General features: G+C 42.8%; 16 protein-coding genes and 4 pseudogenes. 10 read left to right on the forward strand and 10 right to left on the reverse strand.

Translation table 11 applies throughout. The annotated features are described in order from the left end of the window. The first annotated feature begins 262 nt into the window (after positions 1 to 262). Together JCM15074_RS14930 and JCM15074_RS22420 are read left to right on the forward strand one after the other, a co-directional pair. Positions 263 to 1,093, forward strand: coding sequence for a formate dehydrogenase accessory sulfurtransferase FdhD (locus JCM15074_RS14930; protein ID WP_234400245.1), 831 nt, complete (start codon positions 263 to 265; stop codon positions 1,091 to 1,093). 20 nt (positions 1,094 to 1,113) lie between these two features. Then, positions 1,114 to 2,021, forward strand: a pseudogene (locus JCM15074_RS22420) (substrate-binding domain-containing protein). Between the two features lie 44 nt (positions 2,022 to 2,065). On the opposite strand, the gene rlmF reads toward JCM15074_RS22420, so the two are convergent. Both rlmF and JCM15074_RS14945 read right to left on the reverse strand, forming a co-directional pair. Further along, positions 2,066 to 3,085 (reverse strand): 23S rRNA (adenine(1618)-N(6))-methyltransferase RlmF, encoded by a 1,020-nt coding sequence (gene rlmF, locus JCM15074_RS14940; RefSeq protein WP_025822041.1) that lies wholly within the window; start codon positions 3,083 to 3,085, stop codon positions 2,066 to 2,068. Between the two features lie 29 nt (positions 3,086 to 3,114). Beyond that, the gene (locus tag JCM15074_RS14945; protein WP_084267029.1) at positions 3,115 to 3,543 is read right to left on the reverse strand and encodes a flagellar basal body-associated protein FliL; all 429 of its coding nucleotides are present in this window, start codon (positions 3,541 to 3,543) and stop codon (positions 3,115 to 3,117) included. A gap of 101 nt (positions 3,544 to 3,644) precedes the next feature. On the opposite strand from JCM15074_RS14945, the pseudogene JCM15074_RS22425 reads away from it, so the two are divergent. Then, positions 3,645 to 4,204: pseudogene (locus JCM15074_RS22425) on the forward strand (chorismate--pyruvate lyase family protein). Positions 4,205 to 4,277: 73 nt separating this feature from the next. Here JCM15074_RS22425 and JCM15074_RS14955 read toward each other — a convergent pair. Then, complete coding sequence (locus tag JCM15074_RS14955; protein ID WP_025822045.1) at positions 4,278 to 4,868, reverse strand: YhgN family NAAT transporter; 591 nt, start codon at positions 4,866 to 4,868, stop codon at positions 4,278 to 4,280. 237 nt (positions 4,869 to 5,105) lie between these two features. Here JCM15074_RS14955 and JCM15074_RS14960 point away from each other — a divergent pair, with 237 nt between their 5' ends. Beyond that, positions 5,106 to 6,656 carry a ZIP family metal transporter gene (locus tag JCM15074_RS14960; protein ID WP_025822047.1) on the forward strand — a complete coding sequence of 517 codons (1,551 nt, stop codon included), beginning with the start codon at positions 5,106 to 5,108 and terminating at the stop codon, positions 6,654 to 6,656. A gap of 65 nt (positions 6,657 to 6,721) precedes the next feature. After that, the gene (locus tag JCM15074_RS14965; RefSeq protein ID WP_025822049.1) at positions 6,722 to 7,483 is read left to right on the forward strand and encodes an NRDE family protein; all 762 of its coding nucleotides are present in this window, start codon (positions 6,722 to 6,724) and stop codon (positions 7,481 to 7,483) included. Positions 7,484 to 7,486: 3 nt separating this feature from the next. Here JCM15074_RS14965 and JCM15074_RS14970 read toward each other — a convergent pair whose 3' ends face one another. Then, a complete protein-coding gene (locus JCM15074_RS14970; protein ID WP_373278911.1) occupies positions 7,487 to 7,918 on the reverse strand; it encodes a YybH family protein in 432 nt (143 codons plus the stop codon). 118 nt (positions 7,919 to 8,036) lie between these two features. Between JCM15074_RS14970 and JCM15074_RS14975 the strand changes: the two genes are divergently transcribed. Further along, positions 8,037 to 8,594, forward strand: a complete 558-nt coding sequence (locus JCM15074_RS14975; protein WP_025822053.1) for a lysophospholipid acyltransferase family protein — start codon at positions 8,037 to 8,039, stop codon at positions 8,592 to 8,594. A gap of 14 nt (positions 8,595 to 8,608) precedes the next feature. Continuing rightward, on the forward strand, positions 8,609 to 9,235 hold the full coding sequence (locus tag JCM15074_RS14980; protein ID WP_025822055.1) for a LysE family translocator: 627 nt from the start codon (positions 8,609 to 8,611) through the stop codon (positions 9,233 to 9,235). Here JCM15074_RS14980 and JCM15074_RS14985 read toward each other — a convergent pair. From JCM15074_RS14985 to hutC, 4 genes and pseudogenes are all read right to left on the reverse strand, one after another. Continuing rightward, complete coding sequence (locus tag JCM15074_RS14985; RefSeq protein WP_025822057.1) at positions 9,232 to 10,485, reverse strand: mechanosensitive ion channel family protein; 1,254 nt, start codon at positions 10,483 to 10,485, stop codon at positions 9,232 to 9,234. The two genes, JCM15074_RS14980 and JCM15074_RS14985, sit on opposite strands and share 4 nt — an antisense overlap. A gap of 101 nt (positions 10,486 to 10,586) precedes the next feature. Beyond that, a pseudogene (gene hutH, locus JCM15074_RS22430) lies at positions 10,587 to 12,118 on the reverse strand (histidine ammonia-lyase). A gap of 5 nt (positions 12,119 to 12,123) precedes the next feature. Next, complete coding sequence (gene hutU, locus JCM15074_RS14995; protein ID WP_025822059.1) at positions 12,124 to 13,791, reverse strand: urocanate hydratase; 1,668 nt, start codon at positions 13,789 to 13,791, stop codon at positions 12,124 to 12,126. Positions 13,792 to 13,828: 37 nt separating this feature from the next. After that, positions 13,829 to 14,536, reverse strand: coding sequence for a histidine utilization transcriptional repressor HutC (hutC, locus tag JCM15074_RS15000; protein ID WP_025822061.1), 708 nt, complete (start codon positions 14,534 to 14,536; stop codon positions 13,829 to 13,831). 145 nt (positions 14,537 to 14,681) lie between these two features. Here hutC and hutI point away from each other — a divergent pair, with 145 nt between their 5' ends. Together hutI and mtnC are read left to right on the forward strand one after the other, a co-directional pair. Beyond that, on the forward strand, positions 14,682 to 15,908 hold the full coding sequence (gene hutI, locus JCM15074_RS15005; RefSeq protein ID WP_025822063.1) for an imidazolonepropionase: 1,227 nt from the start codon (positions 14,682 to 14,684) through the stop codon (positions 15,906 to 15,908). 122 nt (positions 15,909 to 16,030) lie between these two features. Further along, the gene (gene mtnC / locus JCM15074_RS15010) at positions 16,031 to 16,711 is read left to right on the forward strand and encodes an acireductone synthase (protein WP_025822065.1); all 681 of its coding nucleotides are present in this window, start codon (positions 16,031 to 16,033) and stop codon (positions 16,709 to 16,711) included. 26 nt (positions 16,712 to 16,737) lie between these two features. Here the strand turns inward: mtnC and JCM15074_RS15015 are convergent, their stop codons facing one another. Together JCM15074_RS15015 and JCM15074_RS22435 are read right to left on the reverse strand one after the other, a co-directional pair. Beyond that, positions 16,738 to 17,139 (reverse strand): acyl-CoA thioesterase, encoded by a 402-nt coding sequence (locus tag JCM15074_RS15015; RefSeq protein ID WP_025822067.1) that lies wholly within the window; start codon positions 17,137 to 17,139, stop codon positions 16,738 to 16,740. 107 nt (positions 17,140 to 17,246) lie between these two features. Next, a pseudogene (locus JCM15074_RS22435) lies at positions 17,247 to 19,042 on the reverse strand (AMP-dependent synthetase/ligase). Positions 19,043 to 19,492: 450 nt separating this feature from the next. On the opposite strand from JCM15074_RS22435, the gene JCM15074_RS15025 reads away from it, so the two are divergent. Continuing rightward, on the forward strand, positions 19,493 to 20,869 hold the full coding sequence (locus JCM15074_RS15025) for an alpha/beta fold hydrolase (protein WP_159105303.1): 1,377 nt from the start codon (positions 19,493 to 19,495) through the stop codon (positions 20,867 to 20,869). Position 20,870 lies beyond the last annotated feature (1 nt).

The raw sequence follows: 20,870 nt of genomic DNA on the forward strand, positions 1-20,870 counted from the left end.
GACAGCTTGTCTGACCAGGTGATAATACTTAAAACAAATGCAAATAATATGCCAGCTTACAAAACCCTAAACAAATAGCGACTTAGTGATAAATCTACACTTTAAGATTAGGACATTTTGTCCAAACTTCAATTAAAATATAGACATATTCAACCGACCACAACCCTATAAATGAGATAAGCATCACATTTTATATATAGTTAATACGTTTAGGTACAATTATTGCTATGTTTATTCTACTTTCGTTTTTATGGCCTTTATTATGAACCCATTATCGATCAACCTAGTTAAAACCCGCGCCGAAGTACCGCTAACCATCGCTGTCACCGCTGTTAACGAGAATGGTGAGGTGGTCGATAAACATGTCGCCTGCGAACGACCATTGACCGTATATTTAAACTGGCGTCCTATTGTGACATTAATGACATTAGGGGCAAGACCAGAAGCTCTGGCGTTGGGATACCTGAAAAATCAAGGTTTTATTACAGACGCAAAACAACTTGAATCCGTCATCGTTGATTGGGATGTCAATTCAGCCGCCATTATCACTACTGAACAAACTGAAAATTTAGAGCAACAGTTATCAGAAAAAACGGTCACCACAGGTTGTGGTCAAGGTACTGTTTTTGGTGGCTTTATGGATGGTGTTGAAGATATTAAATTGCCCACACCACAAATAAAACAGAGCACCCTATACAGCCTACTTAAAAATATTAATGAGTATAATGACACCTATAAAAATGCAGGTGCAGTACATGGTTGTGGCATTTGTCATGAAGATCAAATACTTAATTTTGTTGAAGATGTTGGTCGTCATAATGCCGTTGATACCCTTGCTGGTGAAATGTGGATTAACCAACAAGATGGTGCGGATAAAGTATTCTACACCACAGGCCGCCTGACCTCTGAAATGGTCATTAAGGTAGCCAAAATGGGTATCCCTGTTTTATTATCTCGCAGCGGCGTGACTCAGATGGGCTTAGAGCTAGCTCAAAAATTGGGAATAACCACCATTGCTCGAGCCAAAGGCCGTCACTTTTTAATTTATAATGGCAGCGAAACCATCGAATTTGATGCCCCAAGCAAGCGTTAATAATTACCGCAGGAATCAAAATGACCGAAGCTAGTGACCTAGTTTATATGAGCGCCAAGCAAGTGGCCGAATACTTAGATCTTAATGAAAAAAAGGTCTATGCCATGGCTAATGACAGGATTTTACCTGCCACAAAAATCACTGGTAAGTGGCTATTTCCTAAGATTTTAATTGACCGCTGGATCATGGATTCATGCCACAGCGGTATGCTAACGGACCGACTCTTAATTACGGGCAGTGATGACCCATTATTATCAATGTTAGTGGCACGTTTAATGTCGCATGTGGGTAGCCGAGAATTAATTAGCTATAGCGCAACGGGTTCAAGATTAGGACTCGACTTACTGTCTAAGGCTATGCCGACGTGTGTACCTTGCACTGGGGCAGTGTTGATGAACGTAATATTCGCCATCCCGCGCTACTTAAGGGCTATGCCAACCACCAACAATGGATCATGGTACATGGCTACACCAGACAACAGGGATTAATCGTTCGCCCAGACATGCTACATCGCTGCCAAGAGGCCGACAAAGTACTGAGCTTAGCTTGGCGCTGGGTTAACCGTCAGGAAGGTGCGGGCAGCCAGCAACATTTAGCGCATTGGTTAAAAACTCAAGGTGCTGAAATTGAAGACTTAACCAGCACGTTAACGGCATATAGTGAACGTGAATTAGCAGGCTACATTGCCAGGGGTGACGCAGATATTGGTTTTGGTTGCCAATCTGTCGCACTTGAAAGCGGCTTAGGATTTATTCCGTTAGTCACTGAATCTTTTGATTTTGTGATGCCACAAAGCATCTATTTTAGACGCCAATTACAACAGCTATTTAGCATGTTAACCAGTCCGCAAACACGTCAACTAGCGCTGATGTTAGGCGGATATGATTTAACCGACTGCGGCAAGCTATTGTGGAACCCAAGCAAATAATACAAGCAATAACGGCATCTATTGATGCCGTTATCTTTTATGCTTTAGCCGCGATATTTAGCCCATAACTGCCGCTGCTTGTCAGTTAAGAAACTCCACGCCAATACCCGCGTTTGCTTATTACCCTGCTGCATATCAATGGTATTAACAGTCACTGCGCCAACTTGCTCCAATTGCTGGTAACAAGCGGGTAAACTCTCTTTTTTAGACACTAAACTGGTAAACCATAAACACTGGGTCGCAAACTGCTGACTCTCTTTGATCATATTGGCTAAAAACTTAGCTTCACCACCATCACACCAAAGCTCAGCTTTTTGGCCACCAAAATTAAGTTTAGCCTGAGTCTTAAGCTGTACTTTCTCACCACGATTAGCCTGTAAATTACGCTCTTTACGCAAACTGCCAGCCGTTGCCTCCGCCAAAGAAGCGTGAAAAGGTGGGTTGCACATGGTTAAGTCATAGCGTTCATCTGCAGCAATAACGCCGTTAAAAATATGCTGACTGTCACTTTGCAGTTTCAAGCTTATCTTGCTCGCAAGCTGCGGATTATGACTTAAAATCTTATCCACATTCGCTATCGAAATAGGATCAATATCCGTTGCAGTAAATTGCCAGCCATAAATACTCGCACCCAATAATGGGTACACTCCGTTAGCGCCAGTACCGATATCAAGTACTTTTATTTTATGGCCTTTCACAAGCTTATCGCTCGTCATCAATAGATCGGCAATATAGTGCAAATAATCGACGCGACCGGGGATTGGCGGGCATAAGAAACCCGTCGGAATATCCCAAGCTTTAATCTGATAATGTGCTAATAAGATAGCTTGATTAAGTGCTTTTACAGCGAGTGGATCAGCAAAGTCTATCGACAGTTGACCATATTTGGTTGGCTTAACAAACGGCGCAAGTGATTTTGATGCATTAATTAATGCATCAAAATCATAAGCGTCATTATGTATATTGCGAGCATGCAATCCTTTTGCTGTTACAGCAGTTGCTTGCTCCTGCATTAAGCTAGATTGATGATTATTGCGGGCATTTTTTTTGGCAAACTTGTTCATGCATTCCACTCGGCTTGCCAACAGGCAAATTAATCGTATAAATATTTGGTAAATAGCAGGTGATTAATAGGCTCTTTACCTGTCTCCTGCTTTAATAAGCGCGACATAGTATCAAAACATTGCTTACGGATCGCTTCTCGTCCTGATAAAGATTTTATGCGTTCTTCAGGTTGGTTGCCTAAAATTTCAATCATAGCGGCCCGTAATAATGGCGCGTGCTGCTCAATTTCCACTAAATCAGCCGCGTTTTTCACCATCAACTCAACAGTCACACGGATATAACCCATCTTCTTTTTTGAAGTGACGTAATTAGTAATAATATCGGGCTCAAACCCATAGTAAGCGTATTCGATTACGGCTGGGGCATCTTCTGCTGCGGCTTCTTTTTCTTCCTCTTCAGCCATGACTGGCAGGGTAAAAAACAGCAGCGATATAAGTAATAAAGATAGCGTTTTCATTATTGATAATTCCTTTTATCATGGTTAACACATTCAACAACTATCAGGCTAGTCGATGGCATGTTAGACTCGTTTCAAGCGATTATTCGATTGAGTAGTAGATGCCTGAAACAAGCTTAGGTTTTCCTTATGGTGAATCAATTCAATGGTTTTCACCATCCAATATGCTGACACGTCCTGAAGCACCATTAACAGATTGGTTATTAGCTCAAGGCAGTTTGACCTTAAGACTAAAACAATGTTGTAAACACTTTCAGGTTAAAGTGTTGGGCGAAATGTGGCAACAAGATCAACACAATAACCCTGTTTGGGTGCGTGAAGTATTGCTATGCCTAGACGGTGTCCCGTGGGTATTTGCCCGCAGCATCATTCCAGCCCTATTGGTCAACACGCCTAATAACGACTTTTTTCATCTCGGTAATCGGCCTTTAGGCGAATTACTGTTTAGTCGTGACGACTTTACTCCTGGCCCGATTGAAATAGCAAGATAGCCCCTTGCAGTAAATTGGCACGATTAGCACAATCACTACAACAACCTGTTGATGAAGTACTATGGGGCCGACAACGTCAGTTTTATCGACTACAACAGCAAGTGCTGGTCAGTGAGATTTTTCTACCCGCGGCCAAGCAGCAAATTATCACAACCCCTTTCTACCCTTAGGTTATCGGTCAAAGCCGGCAACGCTTTAGAGGAATACAAAAAAGCCAGCATTTCGCTGGCTTTTTGATATCACTTAAACATGTTTTAAGTAACTGGCGATACCATCAAGGAACATCTGCACAGAGATCATCACCAACACCATCCCCATCAAACGCTCCATCGCGGTTAGACCTTTATCACCCAACACTTTCGTGAATAGTTGATTAAATAACAGGATGAGTGAACTCACGCCCCAAGCTGCAATAAGCGCAATGGTCCAATCGACCATGCGAGTACCATCAGTATGAGCAAGCAATATCAGTGCAGCTAATACTGATGGGCCTGCCATTAATGGGATAGCCATCGGCACGATAAAAGGCTCTTCACCTGCTGCAAGCCCTGTTACACCGCCCTCTTGCGGAAAAATCATTCTAATCGCAATTAAAAATAGAATAATACCGCCAGCAATACTGACTGATTCAGAACGTAAATTGAGGAAATTAAGAATGGCTTCACCGGCATATAAAAATGCCAACATAATGAATAATGCAATCAACAGCTCACGGATCAATACTTTACGGCGCTTCTTAGGATCGATATGGCGTAAAATAGAAGAAAAGATAGGTAGATTACCTAGCGGATCCATAATTAAAAATAACATTACCGCTGCTGACAATATATCCATAAATATAACTTTTAGGTGAAGAAACAGTCCGTTATTATACACTTCGCATTACACACTGTTGCATTTTTTAATAAGTTTTATAGATATGTGACATTCTTTAATTACTCGTGGCGTTACAAATAAGCAAATAGGGCTTAATTACCTCAATTTTTGTAAAAGTAATTTACGTAGCACACTCTGCCCATTTGCTAATCTGCTGTTATACTATGCCGCTTCTAAACCAAGCCTGTGAGACCTATGCTGTATCTATTCGCCAGCTGTATTGCCCTATTAATTGGCCCACTTTTTTATCGCTACTTTTCATCGGGTAGTGGCTTACAAAAAGGCTTAGATGGCTTTATTTTTGTCTCTTTGGGTGGCTTAGTTCTTATCCATATTTTGCCTGAATTGCTAGAACATGGCGGTTTAATGGCGATTGTATTCGTGATCTTGGGTCTTTGGGGGCCGACGCTCAGCGAACGTATTTTCCATCGTTACTCAGAAATTACCCATAACCTAACCTTAATTTTAGGTGTCGGCGGCTTAATGTTGCATACCATCACTGATGGTGGTGCTATGGTCTTAGCGCAACACGGTGGTAACTCACCATTACTCGCATTAGGCGTTATTTTGCATCGCCTACCAGTTGGCCTTGCTATTTGGTGGTTACTGCGACCACAAATCGGCTTACGTTGGTCAATTGTTGTTCTAGCGAGCATGATGTTATTAACTAGCTTAGGCTATTTTGCTGGCGAACACTTACTAGCGCAGCTAAGTTTAGACAATACCGTTTATTTACAAGCCTTTGTAACAGGTTCGATTTTGCATGTGGTATTACATCAACCGCACGGCACCCCTGAAGATAAAAAGCATAAATATGAATATCAAGCGGGCATAGGCAGCTTATTAGGTATTGGTTTACTGATTTTATTGCTCACTGTTGGTTCAGATGGTCACGACCACGGCGGTCATGATCACGGCCATAGTACAGAACAGCTAGTCGAGTGGATGTTTACTATTGCACCGGTATTACTGTTGGCCTACGTCACTGCTGCAATTCGGTTTGCATTAGGTTTATCACCACGAAGTCACTCTTTAGCCGCTCGCTGGTTACAACGATTAGCAGGCCCTGAAGCGCTGATTATTACCGCACTGTTATTGAGCCCTTGGTATGCATTAGCACAAGCCGTCATTTTATTGGTGATCGGTGCCTTCTTAACCTTAAATAAAGTGCAGCTGATTGATCCACACGCATCAGTGCCTCAATCAGCGTTATGTTTTGGTTTATTGCATTTAGTGGATCGCAGTGCACCTTGGGTGTTACTCAGTCTAGTGCTGGCTAATCTCATTGGGCATCCAGCGATACCGCTTGAGCATCCTGCGCTACAAGTGGTGATCTTGCTATTGGTCTTTTTACCGATGCGCTTCTGCAACTTGGGCGCAGCAGTGTTAGCACTGGCATTAGCTTATAGCGGCTGGTCAACTGCAGCGGTAATGCTTGCACTTGTGGCAGCGCCATTAATCAGTATTGATCAACTGAAACTGTTAAAGCGTCCACAACAAATTGGACTGGTAGCGCTCATTATTGCAGGTATTAGCCTAGCGGCATGGTCACTACCTGCACGCGTGCAGTTACTGCATTTACCAGCAAGTATCGAATACCTTTGCTTAATTGCTATTGCGGGTTTATTTGCTGCAAGCCTACTGCGCCAAGGACCTCGACAGTTTTTAAGACGCTTAGTAATTAACCGTCCAGCTCACCACCACCATGAACATGCTGCTGAATCCCATGGTCACCACCATCATTAATGGTAAATTATTAAGGCTCGGGCTAAGCTAGCAACTTACCAGAGCCTTAAGCGAGCTAACCATTTATGTGCATTGTCTTTATCGCCATTAATCAACATCCAGACTACCCATTAATTGTCTGCGCCAATCGCGATGAATTTCATCTACGGCCAACTCAATCTGCACATATATGGCCTGATAAACAACAGCTTATTGCAGGTAAAGATTTACAAGGTGGCGGCACTTGGTTTGGTGTTAATCAAGTGGGTGACTTTTGTACCATCACTAATATTCGCGTGGCCGAGCAGCAATTGAATATGCAAAGTCGCGGTGAGCTTGTGGTCAATACCCTATTACATCCCAGCACTATCAATGCTGACTGGTTGGCTCTGCATTACCAACAATTTAATCCATTCAATTTGCTTTTTAGCCGACAACAACAGATATATTGTTTTCATAGTCCCAGCCAAGAGATGCGCCAACTAAAAGATGGCTTTCATGCCGTCTGTAATGGGGCCTTAGATGATAACTGGCCTAAAATGGCTAAGGGACAACAAGCACTGGAGCAATTGATTAATCAACAAGCAGATATTGATGTTGATGCCTTACTGAATCTACTTAAAGATCAATCACAAGCACCCGATGAGAGCTTACCTAATACTGGCGTGAGTTTAGAGTGGGAGCGACAATTGTCTGCCATTTTTATTTGCCAGCCAGAATACGGCACCCGTTCGAGTACTGTGTTGTTAATGGATAACCACAAGCAGCTGCAATTAACTGAGGTCAGTTATACTCCAACAGGCAAGCCTTTTAATCGACAAACCTTTCATTTGCCAACAGCTAAATAAACGTTACGACGAAGTATGATCATGGGTAATCACCCATTGATCATTAATGCGCTCAACTAACAAGGTAAAAACTCCACCAGGCTTATCTTTCTCACGCTCAAGTTGCCAACGCCCCACCACTAACGCAGCATAATTGCTAAGCATTTTAATATCTTTAATAGTAAAAGTTAGATGCCCTAATGTGGCCTTATTTGGATAGTGTTTCTTGTAGGATGCTAATGTCTCATGCCAGCCATATCTAAGCTTACCATTTGAAACAAAACGCATTTTGGGATCATTCCAATAGCCTTGCATATAGCTATCTAAATCTCCACGATTCCATGCATCTTGCTGAGCAATGATCACCTTGCTGATTTCATCAGAAGGCACCGCTAAACTCTGAAAACTGGTTAAACAAATTAATATAGATAACAGCAGCTTGAGTAAAATAGGCATAATCATCTCTTGTTAACTGACCGATAATCGTTATGGTAGGATGATAGCGTATTTTTAATATTTGACCTAAAGTCTTGTTTTATAATTGCAACAATCATAACAAAGAGAATAATAACAGATGATGCAGACACTAAGCCGTTGGTTACTTAAACAATGGGGTTGGCAGATACAAGGACAACTCCCCAAACAAGCACAATACTTGATTATTGTTGCACCACATACCAGTAACTGGGACTTTATTGTCGGTTTGTTAGCTCGCTTTGCACTTGCTACTCATATCCATTTTTTAGGTAAACATTCTCTCTTTATTAAACCCTGGGGTTGGTTTTTCAGCGCCATTGGGGGGACGCCTGTCGATCGACGTACCACCAATAACTTAGTTGATGCTGTAGCAGATCTCTTTAAGCAAGATGCTAACTATAAATTGGCATTAGCCCCTGAGGGAACCCGCAGCCAAGTCACTCGTTGGAAAACGGGCTTTTATCATATCGCCTATAAAGCACAGGTCGATATTGTTCCTGTTGCGCTGGATTTCAAATTAAAGCAGGTGATTATCACAAATCCATTAACCCCGACTGGCAACATCGAACAAGATATGCAACAACTGATCGGTTTTTATCGTTCGGTATCAGGCAAATACCCAAAAACAATCCCAGACTTTCATACTGACAAATAACTAGAATAAATATTATGACTTTTGAAACTTGGCTACTGTACCTATTTGCAATCTTATTAATCGCAATTTCTCCCGGCACCATTGCGGTATTGTCGATGAGTCATGGCATCCACTATGGCAAAACGAAAAGTTTAGCCACAGCAGCTGGTAGTGTCACTTCGGCGCTATTACTCATGATGGCATCAGCAGCAGGACTTGGCGCACTACTGAGCGCCAGTGAGTATGGCTTTACGGTATTAAAATGGTGTGGCGCAGCTTACCTATTATTTTTAGGCGTTAAACTACTGCTTTCAAAACAGCAAGATCAGCAATTTAATTTAAATAAAAAACAGGGTACAGGCAGTCCATTACAGCTGTTTAAGCAAGCGTTTATGGTGGGTATTAGTAATCCAAAGGATCTACTGTTTTTTGCGGCGCTGTTCCCGCAGTTTATTAATATGAGTGAGCCTCAAGCACCGCAATTATCCATTCTTGCCGGTACTTGGGCTGTGGTCGATTTCAGCTTTGTAATGATTTACGCTTGTTTAGCCAGCCTATTAGCCCCTAAATTAAAACGCAGTAATCAATTGCATTGGTTCGACCGAGTCAGTGGCGGCGTCTTTGTCAGCCTCGCCGCCATCCTAGTCACGAGAGAAGGCTAAGATTTCAGCGAGCGAATATCCGATCCTGATGGCCCTTGGAACGCACGCAAACCAAACTCAGGCAGTATCGAAAAGATATGATCAAAGATATCTGCCTGAATGCCTTCATAAATTGCCCAACGAGTATCATTGGTAAAGACATAAATTTGAATCGGTAACCCTTGGGCTGTTGGCTCAAGCTGACGAACTAAAAATGTCATATCTTCACGAATATTAGGATTAGCATGTAGCATCGCCTCCAAATACGCTCTAAAAGTACCAATATTAGTCAGTCTACGAGTATTACCGGCAATATTATTGGCTTCAGTTTCTGCATTGGCATGCTTAATTTCATCTGATTTATTAACCAAATAAGCCTTTAATAAATTAATCTGAGTTAAACGCTCATAATCTTCTTCGGTTAAGAAGCTAATGGTTTCAATATCAATAAAGAGTGAACGCATAATCCGGCGACCACCAGACTCTTGCATGCCACGCCAGTTTTTAAAAGAATCTTGAACCAGTGCATATGCAGGTATATTGGTAACGGTTTTATCCCAGTTACGCACCTTAACCGTGGTGAGTGAGACCTCCTCTACCGCACCATTGGCACCGTACTTATCCATCTCAATCCAGTCATCAATACTAACCATTCGGTTAGCTGCTAGCTGGATCCCCGCCACAAAACCAAGAATAGTATCGCGGAACACTAACATCACTAAACCAGTTGCAACACCTAAACCACTTAAGAAATAAACCGGGGATTGATCCGCAAGAATGGAGATCGACACAATGATGCCGACAAAGAACAGAAACAGCTTAAATAACTGCACAAAACTTTTAATCGGTAAACGCCGACTCACTAAATTCAGATCAGCAATTTCATTGGCGGCATCCAGCGAAGCATAAGCGGCACGGATTAATAACACCACCAGCCAAACACTTAAAATGCGATCAACCAGTGTACTCATCAGTTTATGTTCGGTAAGCGCTAATGGTACTAAAATATTCAGCACTAACGCAGGCACAATTAACGCCAAAGTTTCTAACACTCGATGACGCATAAACACATCATCCCAAGTCACTTTAGAACGACGGATCACCGCGTTCATTGCTTTAATCACGCCACGACGAACAAAAAGATATGATAAACCTGCAACAATAACGCAGCACACTAAAACAACCGCAGTTGCAGTGCTATCAGACGGCTGAGTATTAATGCCAAATTGAGAAAGCCAAGTGGCTATTTCAAGTCTGATTTCTTGGTTCAAAGAAAGCACTCCGAGTAAATCCTACACACACTTATATTAGCCGCAAGAGTAACACACACGAATAAAAAAAAGGGGCGAAGCCCCTTTAAATATTATGGTTTTTACAAACTTGGTAAAATGTTCTGCGGTAGATAGTCATTTAAACAAGCACCACAGAGTAACTCGGTGGCAGCCTCTATATCTGGCCCAAAATAACGGTCTTTATCATAAAAACTGACAACTTCTCTTAATTCGGCGTGTGCTCTTGCCACTGCCATACTGGGTTGCAATGGTCGACGGAAATCAAGCCCTTGCGCAGCAGCTAACCATTCAACCGCCAATACGCCGCGGGTGTTTTCGCTCATATCACGTAAACGCCGTGCTGCAAAGGTTGCCATCGACACATGATCTTCTTGGTTTGCAGATGTTGGTAAACTATCTACAGAAGCAGGATGGGCAAGGGTTTTATTTTCTGAGGCTAATGCAGCAGCAGTCACCTGCGCAATCATAAAGCCCGAATTAACCCCACCGTTATCGACTAAAAATGGTGGCAACTTAGATAAGCCTGCATCAATTAATAGTGCAATGCGACGTTCAGCTATCGAGCCAATTTCAGCAATAGCGACCGCAAGATTATCTGCCACCATCGCCACCGGTTCAGCGTGGAAGTTACCGCCGGAAATAATATCAGCGTTATCAATAAACACTAATGGGTTGTCGGTTACACCATTAGCCTCAACCTCTAGCACGTTGGCAGCGTGTCTGATTTGTGCCAAACATGCTCCTAGCACCTGTGGCTGACATCTTAATGAGTAAGGATCTTGCACCTTTTCACAATCAATATGATTTTGGCTAATTTCAGACTCATCCCCCAACAAATGCCGGAACACGGCAGCAGTATCAATTTGCCCAACTTGGCCGCGGGCAGCATGAATACGAGCATCAAATGGACTACGGCTGCCCATAGCAGCTTCAACGGACATCGCGCCAATTACCGTACTCGCCGCATACAGGTCTTCAGCATTAAACAGTCCTTCTAACGCCAACGCCGTTGAAGCTTGAGTACCATTTAATAGCGCCAAGCCCTCTTTAGCCGCTAATTCAATCGGCGTTAGCCCTGCAATCTCAAGCCCTTCCATCGCCGAGATGATTTGACCTTGATAGCTCATTTCGCCCTCGCCCAATAATGGCAAACACATATGGCTAATGGTGCTAAATCACCGGAGGCACCCACTGAACCTTTTTCTGGTACACAAGGATATACGCCAGCATTAACCAACTGGATAAGAAAATTAATCACCTCAAGTCGAATACCTGAAAAACCACGGCTCAACGAGTTAATTTTTAAAATCATCATCAAGCGTACAGTGGTATCTTGCATATATTGGCCAGTGCCAGCCGCATGCGATAATACGATAGAACGTTGTAATATTTGTAAATCTTCTGCTGCAATACGGGTATTTGCTAACAAGCCAAACCCCGTATTAATGCCGTAAACCACTCGGCCTTGATCTAATACTTGCTGCACAATAGCAGCGCTTTGGTTGATATCATCTAGCGCACTATTGGCAATACTCACCTGTACATTATGTCGACTAATATGACGTAAATCAGCAAGGGTTAGCTTACCCGGTATAATCTCAATATGTCGCATCCTTGTTACTCCTGCATTGGCAGATCTAAGCCCTGCTCCTTGGCACAATTTTTCGCTATCTCATATCCCGCATCGGCATGACGCATCACCCCGGTTGCGGGGTCGTTCCATAATACCCGCGCAACACGTTTAGCCGCAGCATCACTGCCATCACACACAATCACCACACCTGAATGTTGACTAAAGCCCATGCCGACACCACCACCATGATGGAGCGATACCCAAGTGGCACCACCCGCCGTATTTAATAGCGCATTCAATAATGGCCAATCGGATACGGCATCGGAACCATCTAACATAGATTCAGTTTCACGATTTGGACTGGCAACAGAGCCTGAATCTAGATGGTCACGACCAATAACAACTGGAGCTGATAATTCACCACTCTTAACCATCTCATTAAAGGCTAAGGCTAAACGAGCACGGTCTTTCAAACCCACCCAACAAATACGCGCAGGTAAGCCTTGAAAGGCGATACGTTCACGCGCCATATCCAGCCAATTATGTAGATGGGGGTTATCAGGAATGAGTTCTTTTACTTTTTGATCGGTTTTATAGATATCTTCAGGGTCACCCGAAAGCGCGACCCAGCGGAATGGGCCTATGCCCTCACAAAATAGCGGTCTCACATAAGCAGGCACAAAACCGGGGAAATCAAATGCGTTTTCAACGCCCTCTTCAAGCGCCATCTGCCGAATATTATTACCATAATCGGTTGTTGCAGCACCACGTTGCTGCATGGTTAACATCGCACGTACTTGCACTGCCATCGACTTTTTAGCCGCAGAGGTAACAGCCGCTTCATCAGTACTACGCATATGAGCGGCATATTCTAAACTCCACCCCTGTGGTAAATAACCATTGAGCGGATCATGGGCAGAGGTTTGGTCAGTCACAACATCTGGCGTAATCTCACGCGCCACCAGCTCAGCAAACACATCTGCAGCATTACCTAACAAGCCGACTGACACAGGTTTACCATCCTGTTTTGCTTGCTCAATCATTGCCAATGCTTCATCTAGACTAGTGGCTTTTTTATCAACATAACGGGTACGTAATCTAAAATCGATACGGGTTTCATCAACTTCACAGGCAATCACAGAAAAGCCAGCCATCGTACCCGCTAATGGCTGCGCACCGCCCATGCCACCTAAACCACCAGTTAAAATCCACTTGCCCTTAGCACTACCGGCAAAATGTTGCTTAGCCATCGCCACAAAAGTTTCATAAGTACCTTGCACAATGCCTTGTGAACCAATATAGATCCAAGACCCTGCAGTCATTTGACCGTACATCGCCAGTCCTAACTTATCGAGTTCATTAAAATGCTCCCAATTAGCCCAATGCGGTACCAGGTTTGAGTTAGCAATGAGCACTCGCGGTGCATCTGCATGAGTTTTAAACACGCCCACAGGTTTACCAGATTGCACTAACAAGGTTTCATCGTCTTCTAAGCGCTGTAGCACCTCTATAATTTTGTCATAACATTGCCAATCACGCGCGGCGCGCCCAATACCACCATAGACCACTAAATCCTCTGGTCGCTCGGCCACATCAGGGTGTAAATTATTCATCAACATCCGCATGGGCGCTTCAGTTAACCAGCTTTTACAACTTAACTGTGAGCCCGTTGGCGCAATAATGCGGCGACTAGGGTCATGTCTGCTATCCATAGTGTGCTTCCTCTTTTTTATAATAATGACAAGGCTGTTAGCCCTTAATCGTTAAATGTCCACCCAACTTGAAACGACTGCCCGGATGAGTCAATTTGGCCACGCTCACCACACCTTGAGTAGACCAAGTGCGGCGTAAAATTTGTAAACAGGGTTCGTTAGCTTCAATCGCTAAATAGCCACGCATCTTGGCATCAACCATTACCGCCTCAACGGTGTGATGGGCTTCAGTTAATGGCGCAACTAACGATAAATATTCATGGGGTGTTTGTTGGCTAAAATCTTGTTTAAGGTAATCAGTCGCAATAAATGGATTGACGTAGCGAGCTTCTAATTGCAGTGGGATATTTTGTTCACAGTGCAGCAGTAATGAATAAAAAACTGAAACCGTTTCAGGTAAAGCCAGTGCTAAAGCCACTTCAGTTGGTGCAGTACAAGTTTCTAGCCTTAACACCTGCACACTATAACCATGCCCACGTTGGCGAATTTCATCTGCAATATTGTGAATCGCCAACATTGATGACTGACTTTTAAGTTCAGCAACAAAAGTGCCCAGTCCTTGGCTCCGCTCTAAAATTCCCTCTTCTGCAAGTTCGGTTAACGCCCTTCTTGCGGTCATTCGACTGCAATTGAATGACTCGGCTAATTGATTCTCTGATGGCAACTTGGCAAATTCAGCCCAAATACCAGCATCTATACGTTGCTGAATATGAAGCTTAATTTGCTGATATTTTGCTTTTACCATCACCCTATGCCACCCTAATTCCAGATTTTAACGCCGTAACACATGATTACTGCTTAAAAATACGGCTATAATCCTAACTTGTATATACAAGTAAATACAAGTTGATTTACATTGATAACGTTAATTAAACATTTGAGGATTGGTTATGTGCTGGGATCAAGTTTGGATTGAGGTCAATATTGCCACTATGGATAACACCATAGATAACCATTATGGCGCGATTACTGATGGTGCGATTGCAGTCAAAGATGGCAAAATAGCTTGGATTGGTCCACGGGCAGATCTACCGCAATTCGATCCACTGGATACCCCCGTTTACCGCGGTTATGGTGGTTGGATTACCCCAGGTTTAATTGATGCACATACTCACCTTATCTTTGCCGGTAGCCGCGCTAATGAATTTGAACAACGCTTAAATGGTGTTAGTTATCAAGAAATTGCCGCCGCAGGCGGTGGCATTATTAACACGGTCAATGCCACTAGAGCCGCTACTGCGGGTGAGTTATTTGAGCTTGGTCGCCGTCGTTTAAATGCATTAGCTAAAGAAGGTGTCACCACGGTTGAAATCAAATCCGGTTATGGTTTATGCCTTGAAGATGAATTGAAGATGCTACGAGTAGCAAGAGAATTAGGTAAGCATCACCATGTGGATGTTAAAACAACATTTTTAGGTGCTCATGCGTTACCTCCTGAATTTAAAGATGATTGCCAAGCTTATGTTAATTGCGTCGTCGAGCAGATGCTACCCGCGGTAATTAATGAAAACCTAGCCGACGCAGTTGATGTATTTTGCGAAAATATCGCATTCAATCTTGAGCAAACCGAACAAATACTCACTGCGGCAAAAGAAGCTGGCTTAGCTATTAAACTGCACGCCGAGCAACTTTCCAATATGGGAGGTTCTACTCTGGCAGCAAAGATGGGAGCACTGTCAGTTGATCATATTGAATACCTTAATGAAACAGGTGTTCAAGCCTTAGCTCAAAGTGGTACTTGTGCAACCTTACTGCCGGGGGCATTTTATTTCCTACGTGAAACGAAAATGCCGCCAATCGAGCTTTTACGCCAATATAAAGTGCCCATGGTGCTAGCCAGTGATTTTAATCCAGGCTCATCACCGCTTTGCTCAACTCTACTAATGCTCAACTTAGGTTGCACCTTATTTAGATTAACGCCAGCCGAGGCACTACAAGGAGTGACAGTCAATGCTGCTAAAGCACTCGGTATCAGTGATCAAGTTGGTGTACTGAAAACAGGAATGAATGCAGATTTTTGTTTATGGCAAATCGAGTCGCCAGCAGAACTCGCCTATAGCTATGGTGTTAATCCTTGCAAAGAAGTCGTTAAAACAGGCAAATTAGTGCATCAATAGCCCTGATATTCTGTAAACATGGGCAAGATCTAATATTGCTGCCGAAAGGCTAGCCAAGCGCGGCTTTTCGGCATAGCATTGAGATCGGATAATTATTATATATGTTGCGGAGTCTTCATCTTATGAGTATCAGAGCCATTGTTGTTGATACAGCAGGAACAACTACCGATTTAGCCTTTATTCATCAGGTGCTCTTTCCTTATTCAGCTAAATCATTGCCTGATTTTATTATGCAAAATCAGCATAGTGTACTGGTTGATAACTGTATTAGTGATGTAAGAGATATCGCCCTAGAGCCTGATGCCTCAATTGAGCGTGTGATTGAGATTCTACAGCAGTGGATCAGTGAAGATCGTAAAGCAACACCATTAAAAACCTTGCAAGGATTAATCTGGAAGCAAGGTTATGCGGCTGGCGAATTTACCGGCCATATCTACCCAGACTTCATTGAAGCAATCAAACGCTATCGCGCCCAAGGCATTCGAGTTTATAGCTTCTCTTCTGGTTCAGCCGAAGCACAATCAATGCTATTTGGTCACAGTGATGGCGGCGACTTAAATCCACTATTTAATGGCCATTTTGATACCCGAACAGGTAGTAAACTGGATCGACAAGCTTATTCAAATATCTGTAATACCATCAGCTTAACACCGCGTCAGATTCTATTTGTGTCTGATTTAGCCGATGAGCTAAAAGCGGCTCAAGCAGCAGGCTTGATAACCAAACAAATGGTACGCAGCCCTGATGTCATCAAAGGGAATTTTGAACAAGTCACTAGCTTTGATGAGATTCAGTTCGAATAACCTTAAGTCATTCAAGACAAAGCCCGCTATACGCGGGCTTTATTGTTTAATAACGCTGATTTTATTTGCTCGCTAATTGGCTGGCTACGCTCAGTTTGATAATCATAATGCACCATCGCTGTGGTCGCCTCCGCCGTTAACTTATCTCCTTGCCAACAGCATTGTTTAACATCAAAGCTACTATTACCAATCCGAATCACTTCAGTCGTAATCGTTACATCTTGGCCAAAAAATGTCGGCGCTTTATAGGCAATAGTGAAACCCGCCACAATCAAATTCCATTCACTTAATGCCAGTGATGGATTAAATATTTTAAAAATAGGCTCTCTACCTGCCTCAAACCAAATAGGGATCACCGTATTATTAATATGGCCTAAACCATCCGTTTCATTAAATCTTGGGCTTAACTCTAGACTAAAGTGTGCCATTAAATGTCCTTATCAATATTGTTACTACAATCGAGATTATCATTTTCTGACTTATTTAATCATACAAAAAAGGACGCTAATGCGTCCTTTAGATATTTGTTTTACTACTACTTACTATACATCGCCTTAATTTCGCGCGCATATTTGTGATAAATCATCTTACGGCGTAATTTCATGGTCGGTGTAATTAACCCAGATTCCATTGAAAATGCTTCAGGTAATAGGGTGAACTTTTTGATTTTCTCAAATCCCGCCAGTTCTTTTTGTAAGTGCTTTAAACGCTGTTCAAAATGTTCTACCACATGACTATGACGCAACAAATCCATTGGCGACTCATAACTTAAGCCTTTATCTTTAGCCCAAGACTCAAGTGCAGAAAATGCAGGTACAATCAGTGCCGTCACATAGTTACGGGCGTCAGCAACAATCGCCACCTGCTCAATGAACGGGCAGCAGCCAACCTTACCTTCAACCCGTTGCGGCGCAATATACTTGCCGTTTGAGGTCTTCATTAATTCTTTAATACGATCGGTTATATAGAGATTACCTTGCGCATCAAAACGCCCTGCATCGCCGGTTTTTAACCAACCATCTTCAAAAGCTTCAGCCGTTTCTTGCGGGCGGTTATAGTAACCACGCATCACGATATCACCACGAACTAAGATTTCATTGTCTTGACCAATCTTAATCTCAACATCTGGCAATGCTTGCCCATTAGAACCTGTAACGCGATTTGCTAAAGTATTGCAAGTCACAGTTGCTGTGGTCTCAGTCATACCATAGCCGCATAGCACTGGTAGATTAATACTATGGAAAAATGCCGCTACGTCAGCATCTAACGCCGCGCCACCGCAAGGCATAAATTTAAAACGGCCACCAAGTACGTTACGTAACTTGCTAAATACCAATTTGTCAGCCAATAGCCACTGCAATTTCAACGCTGTCGAACCTTGCTCTCGGCCTTGATTCACTTCAAATTGGCGTTGACCCACATTAATCGCCCACGCAAATAGTTTTTGGCGCATCGCAGGTGATTTACTCACTTTATCTTGAACTGCGCTATACACTTTCTCTAAAAATCTTGGAACCACACACATAGTATGTGGCTTAACCGCTAAAATCGCCTCTTTTGCCATCATGGTGTCTTGCAAATACACATTGCGACCACCACGGCATAATACGTAGAAGCTCCAACCACGCTCAAAAACGTGACTTAGCGGTAAAAATGCCAGTGATACATCACCAGGTTCAAAGGCAAGTTTTTGATCATGTTGGCGTACTGTTGAAGCGACATTACGGTAATCCAACATCACCCCTTTAGGGTCACCAGTCGTACCTGAGGTGTATATCAAGGTTAATAAGTCATCTAAGTCGGTATCTTGTAAACGCTGTTGTAATTCAGCTTCTACCGCAGGGCTAACCTCACTTGAAAGTAAGGTATCAAGATGACGATGATTAATGTCATTGGTTAATTTTACAGAAGCATCGAATGCAATAACATGCTGCACTGTATTGCAGTCTTTTAATGCTGCACAAGCTAAATCATACTGGGCTTGATCACCCACAAATACCAATTTTGCTTGGGCATCATTAATAATATAAGCCGCTTGTTCAGCAGTACTGGTTGGGTAAATAGGTACCACAACAGAACGAGCTTTTAAGCTACCAACGTCGGCACAAGTCCATTGTGGGCAGTTTTGAGATAAAATAACAACGCGATCTTGTACAGCGATATCGTATTGAATCAGCAGCTGAGCAATCTTATCACTGATGCGATCAAACTCGCTCCAGCTGACATGTTGCCATGCGCTGCCATTGCATAGCCTTCAAGTGCAACTGCATTTTTCAATGTCTGACATTGTTGCTTGAGAAGACGAATAACATGATATTGTTCAAGTGACATTCATTAATCCTATATTTAAGCTTACAAGTGTTCCGCTTTTCATAATCATTCTACTGCAAGCTCACCTAAACACTAACGATATTTACTAAAATTATGGTGAAAATCACAATTACACTGCTCCGATCTGTTGATAAAATCACACTGCAAAATAGCCTTATTTCATTTATATTTCATAAACATAATAGACAATAGATTGCCTCAATCGGACACTTAATGGTTTACAAACTGATACACTTTAAAACTAAAAATTGTACAAACTTCAAACACCTATATTGACTAACAGCACCGCTAGGGTTAGCGTTGTAAAAATAATGTTAAGTGATTTCTTAATGGAAGGTTATCACAATGCTCATACATGCTAAATGGCCAAAATTCGCCCTTCAAAACATGACTCGAAAATCGCATTTTATTCTTTTATTCACCTCTTTAGTGAGCTTCAGCGCCAGTAGCATGGCGGCAAGTACAGCCTGTTATCTCAAAGGCGTAGCCGATCAATTACAATGTGGCAGTGTCAGTGTGTCTGAAAACTATCAACAACCTAATGGCAAAAAAATTGATATTCATTACGCCATTTTACCGGCAACTAAAGCCACTCACCCACAACAAGCATTACTTGCTATAGCAGGCGGTCCAGGACAATCCGCGTTAGAATTAGCGCAAGCATTTAATACAACCTTTAGTAAAGTCAGACAAACGCGCGATATATTACTCATCGATCAACGAGGGACTGGGCGTTCAAATAAACTCGATTGCGAAGAGATCAGCAAGCCATTGTCATTTAATGACGAACAACTTGATATTACCGAGTCGACTCAGACTTGTTTGGCTAATATTGATGCAGATATAAGCCAATATGCCAGTCAAACTGCAGTAAAAGATCTTGAGGCAGTGCGGCTGCAATTGGGCTATCAAAAACTGCATATTTACGGTATTTCTTATGGTACTAGGATGGCGCAGCTATATATGCGTGATTATCCGCAAGCCGTTGCAACCGTAACATTAGATGGCGTTGTGCCTATGCAGCAAAATGTGCTGGCAATCAGTGATGCCGTTGCTCGCAGCTTTAATTTATTAGTCGAAGAGTGTCAGCAATCACCGAGTTGTCATGCGCAATTCCCCCATTTACTTGATGATTTTATGAAGCTGGACCAACAGTTAGCACAGCAGCCTATTATCGAGAATATTAGTGACCCTCTCACAGCTCAACAAACTCAATTGACCTTAACTCGCGCAAAATTTAATGGCGCGATCCGAATGGCGTTATATATGCCAAGTATCCGTAGCTTAATTCCGCTTGCGATTCATCAAGCTGCTAACGGCAATTACCAACCATTATTAGGTTTGTATGCCATTACATTGCGCGGAGATGGCTCAATGGCAATGGGCATGCATGCTGCGGTGATTTGTAGTGAAGATTGGCCGAGGTTAACTCAAGCAGAACGCATACAACTCAATAGTACCTATATGGGTCAAGAGATGTTGACTACGTTTGATATCTCTTGCCCCCTTTTGAATGTTACGCCGACAGATATCTCAACCCCAGTTAAGAGCGCATTACCCGTTTTATTGCTCTCTGGTGAGTTAGATCCGGCAACACCACCAAGCTGGGCAGAATTAGCCAAAGTTGACATGAGCAACGCCACCCATTTAATCGCACCGCATGCGACTCACGGCGTCGCGCAACAGTCTTGTGCTAACAGTTTAATTGCGAAATTTATTGATGCTGGCAACATGCAAGATATCGATACTAGCTGCCTTGATAAAGATGTATCTCGCAGTTTTTATTTAAATGCCAATGGCGTAGCCACGATTAAAAATAAGGATTAGC

Origin of the sequence: Shewanella marina JCM 15074 (assembly GCF_000614975.1) — a bacterium.
GTDB classification, from domain to species: Bacteria; Pseudomonadota; Gammaproteobacteria; order Enterobacterales; family Shewanellaceae; genus Shewanella; species Shewanella marina.

What these genes read in the sequence shown, in the direction of transcription:
- JCM15074_RS15015 (WP_025822067.1), bottom strand. Translation starts at nt 17,139, where the DNA reads ATGGCACACTTTAGTCTAGAGTTAAGCCCAAGATTTAATGAAACGGAT.
- JCM15074_RS14970 (WP_373278911.1), bottom strand. Translation starts at nt 7,918, where the DNA reads ATGCCTATTTTACTCAAGCTGCTGTTATCTATATTAATTTGTTTAACC.
- hutC (WP_025822061.1), bottom strand. Translation starts at nt 14,536, where the DNA reads ATGGTAAAAGCAAAATATCAGCAAATTAAGCTTCATATTCAGCAACGT.
- JCM15074_RS14960 (WP_025822047.1), top strand. Translation starts at nt 5,106, where the DNA reads ATGCTGTATCTATTCGCCAGCTGTATTGCCCTATTAATTGGCCCACTT.
- JCM15074_RS15025 (WP_159105303.1), top strand. Translation starts at nt 19,493, where the DNA reads ATGGCGGCAAGTACAGCCTGTTATCTCAAAGGCGTAGCCGATCAATTA.
- JCM15074_RS14975 (WP_025822053.1), top strand. Translation starts at nt 8,037, where the DNA reads ATGATGCAGACACTAAGCCGTTGGTTACTTAAACAATGGGGTTGGCAG.
- JCM15074_RS14955 (WP_025822045.1), bottom strand. Translation starts at nt 4,868, where the DNA reads ATGGATATATTGTCAGCAGCGGTAATGTTATTTTTAATTATGGATCCG.
- JCM15074_RS14980 (WP_025822055.1), top strand. Translation starts at nt 8,609, where the DNA reads ATGACTTTTGAAACTTGGCTACTGTACCTATTTGCAATCTTATTAATC.
- rlmF (WP_025822041.1), bottom strand. Translation starts at nt 3,085, where the DNA reads ATGAACAAGTTTGCCAAAAAAAATGCCCGCAATAATCATCAATCTAGC.
- mtnC (WP_025822065.1), top strand. Translation starts at nt 16,031, where the DNA reads ATGAGTATCAGAGCCATTGTTGTTGATACAGCAGGAACAACTACCGAT.
- hutU (WP_025822059.1), bottom strand. Translation starts at nt 13,791, where the DNA reads ATGGATAGCAGACATGACCCTAGTCGCCGCATTATTGCGCCAACGGGC.
- JCM15074_RS14945 (WP_084267029.1), bottom strand. Translation starts at nt 3,543, where the DNA reads ATGAAAACGCTATCTTTATTACTTATATCGCTGCTGTTTTTTACCCTG.
- hutI (WP_025822063.1), top strand. Translation starts at nt 14,682, where the DNA reads ATGTGCTGGGATCAAGTTTGGATTGAGGTCAATATTGCCACTATGGAT.
- JCM15074_RS14930 (WP_234400245.1), top strand. Translation starts at nt 263, where the DNA reads ATGAACCCATTATCGATCAACCTAGTTAAAACCCGCGCCGAAGTACCG.
- JCM15074_RS14965 (WP_025822049.1), top strand. Translation starts at nt 6,722, where the DNA reads ATGTGCATTGTCTTTATCGCCATTAATCAACATCCAGACTACCCATTA.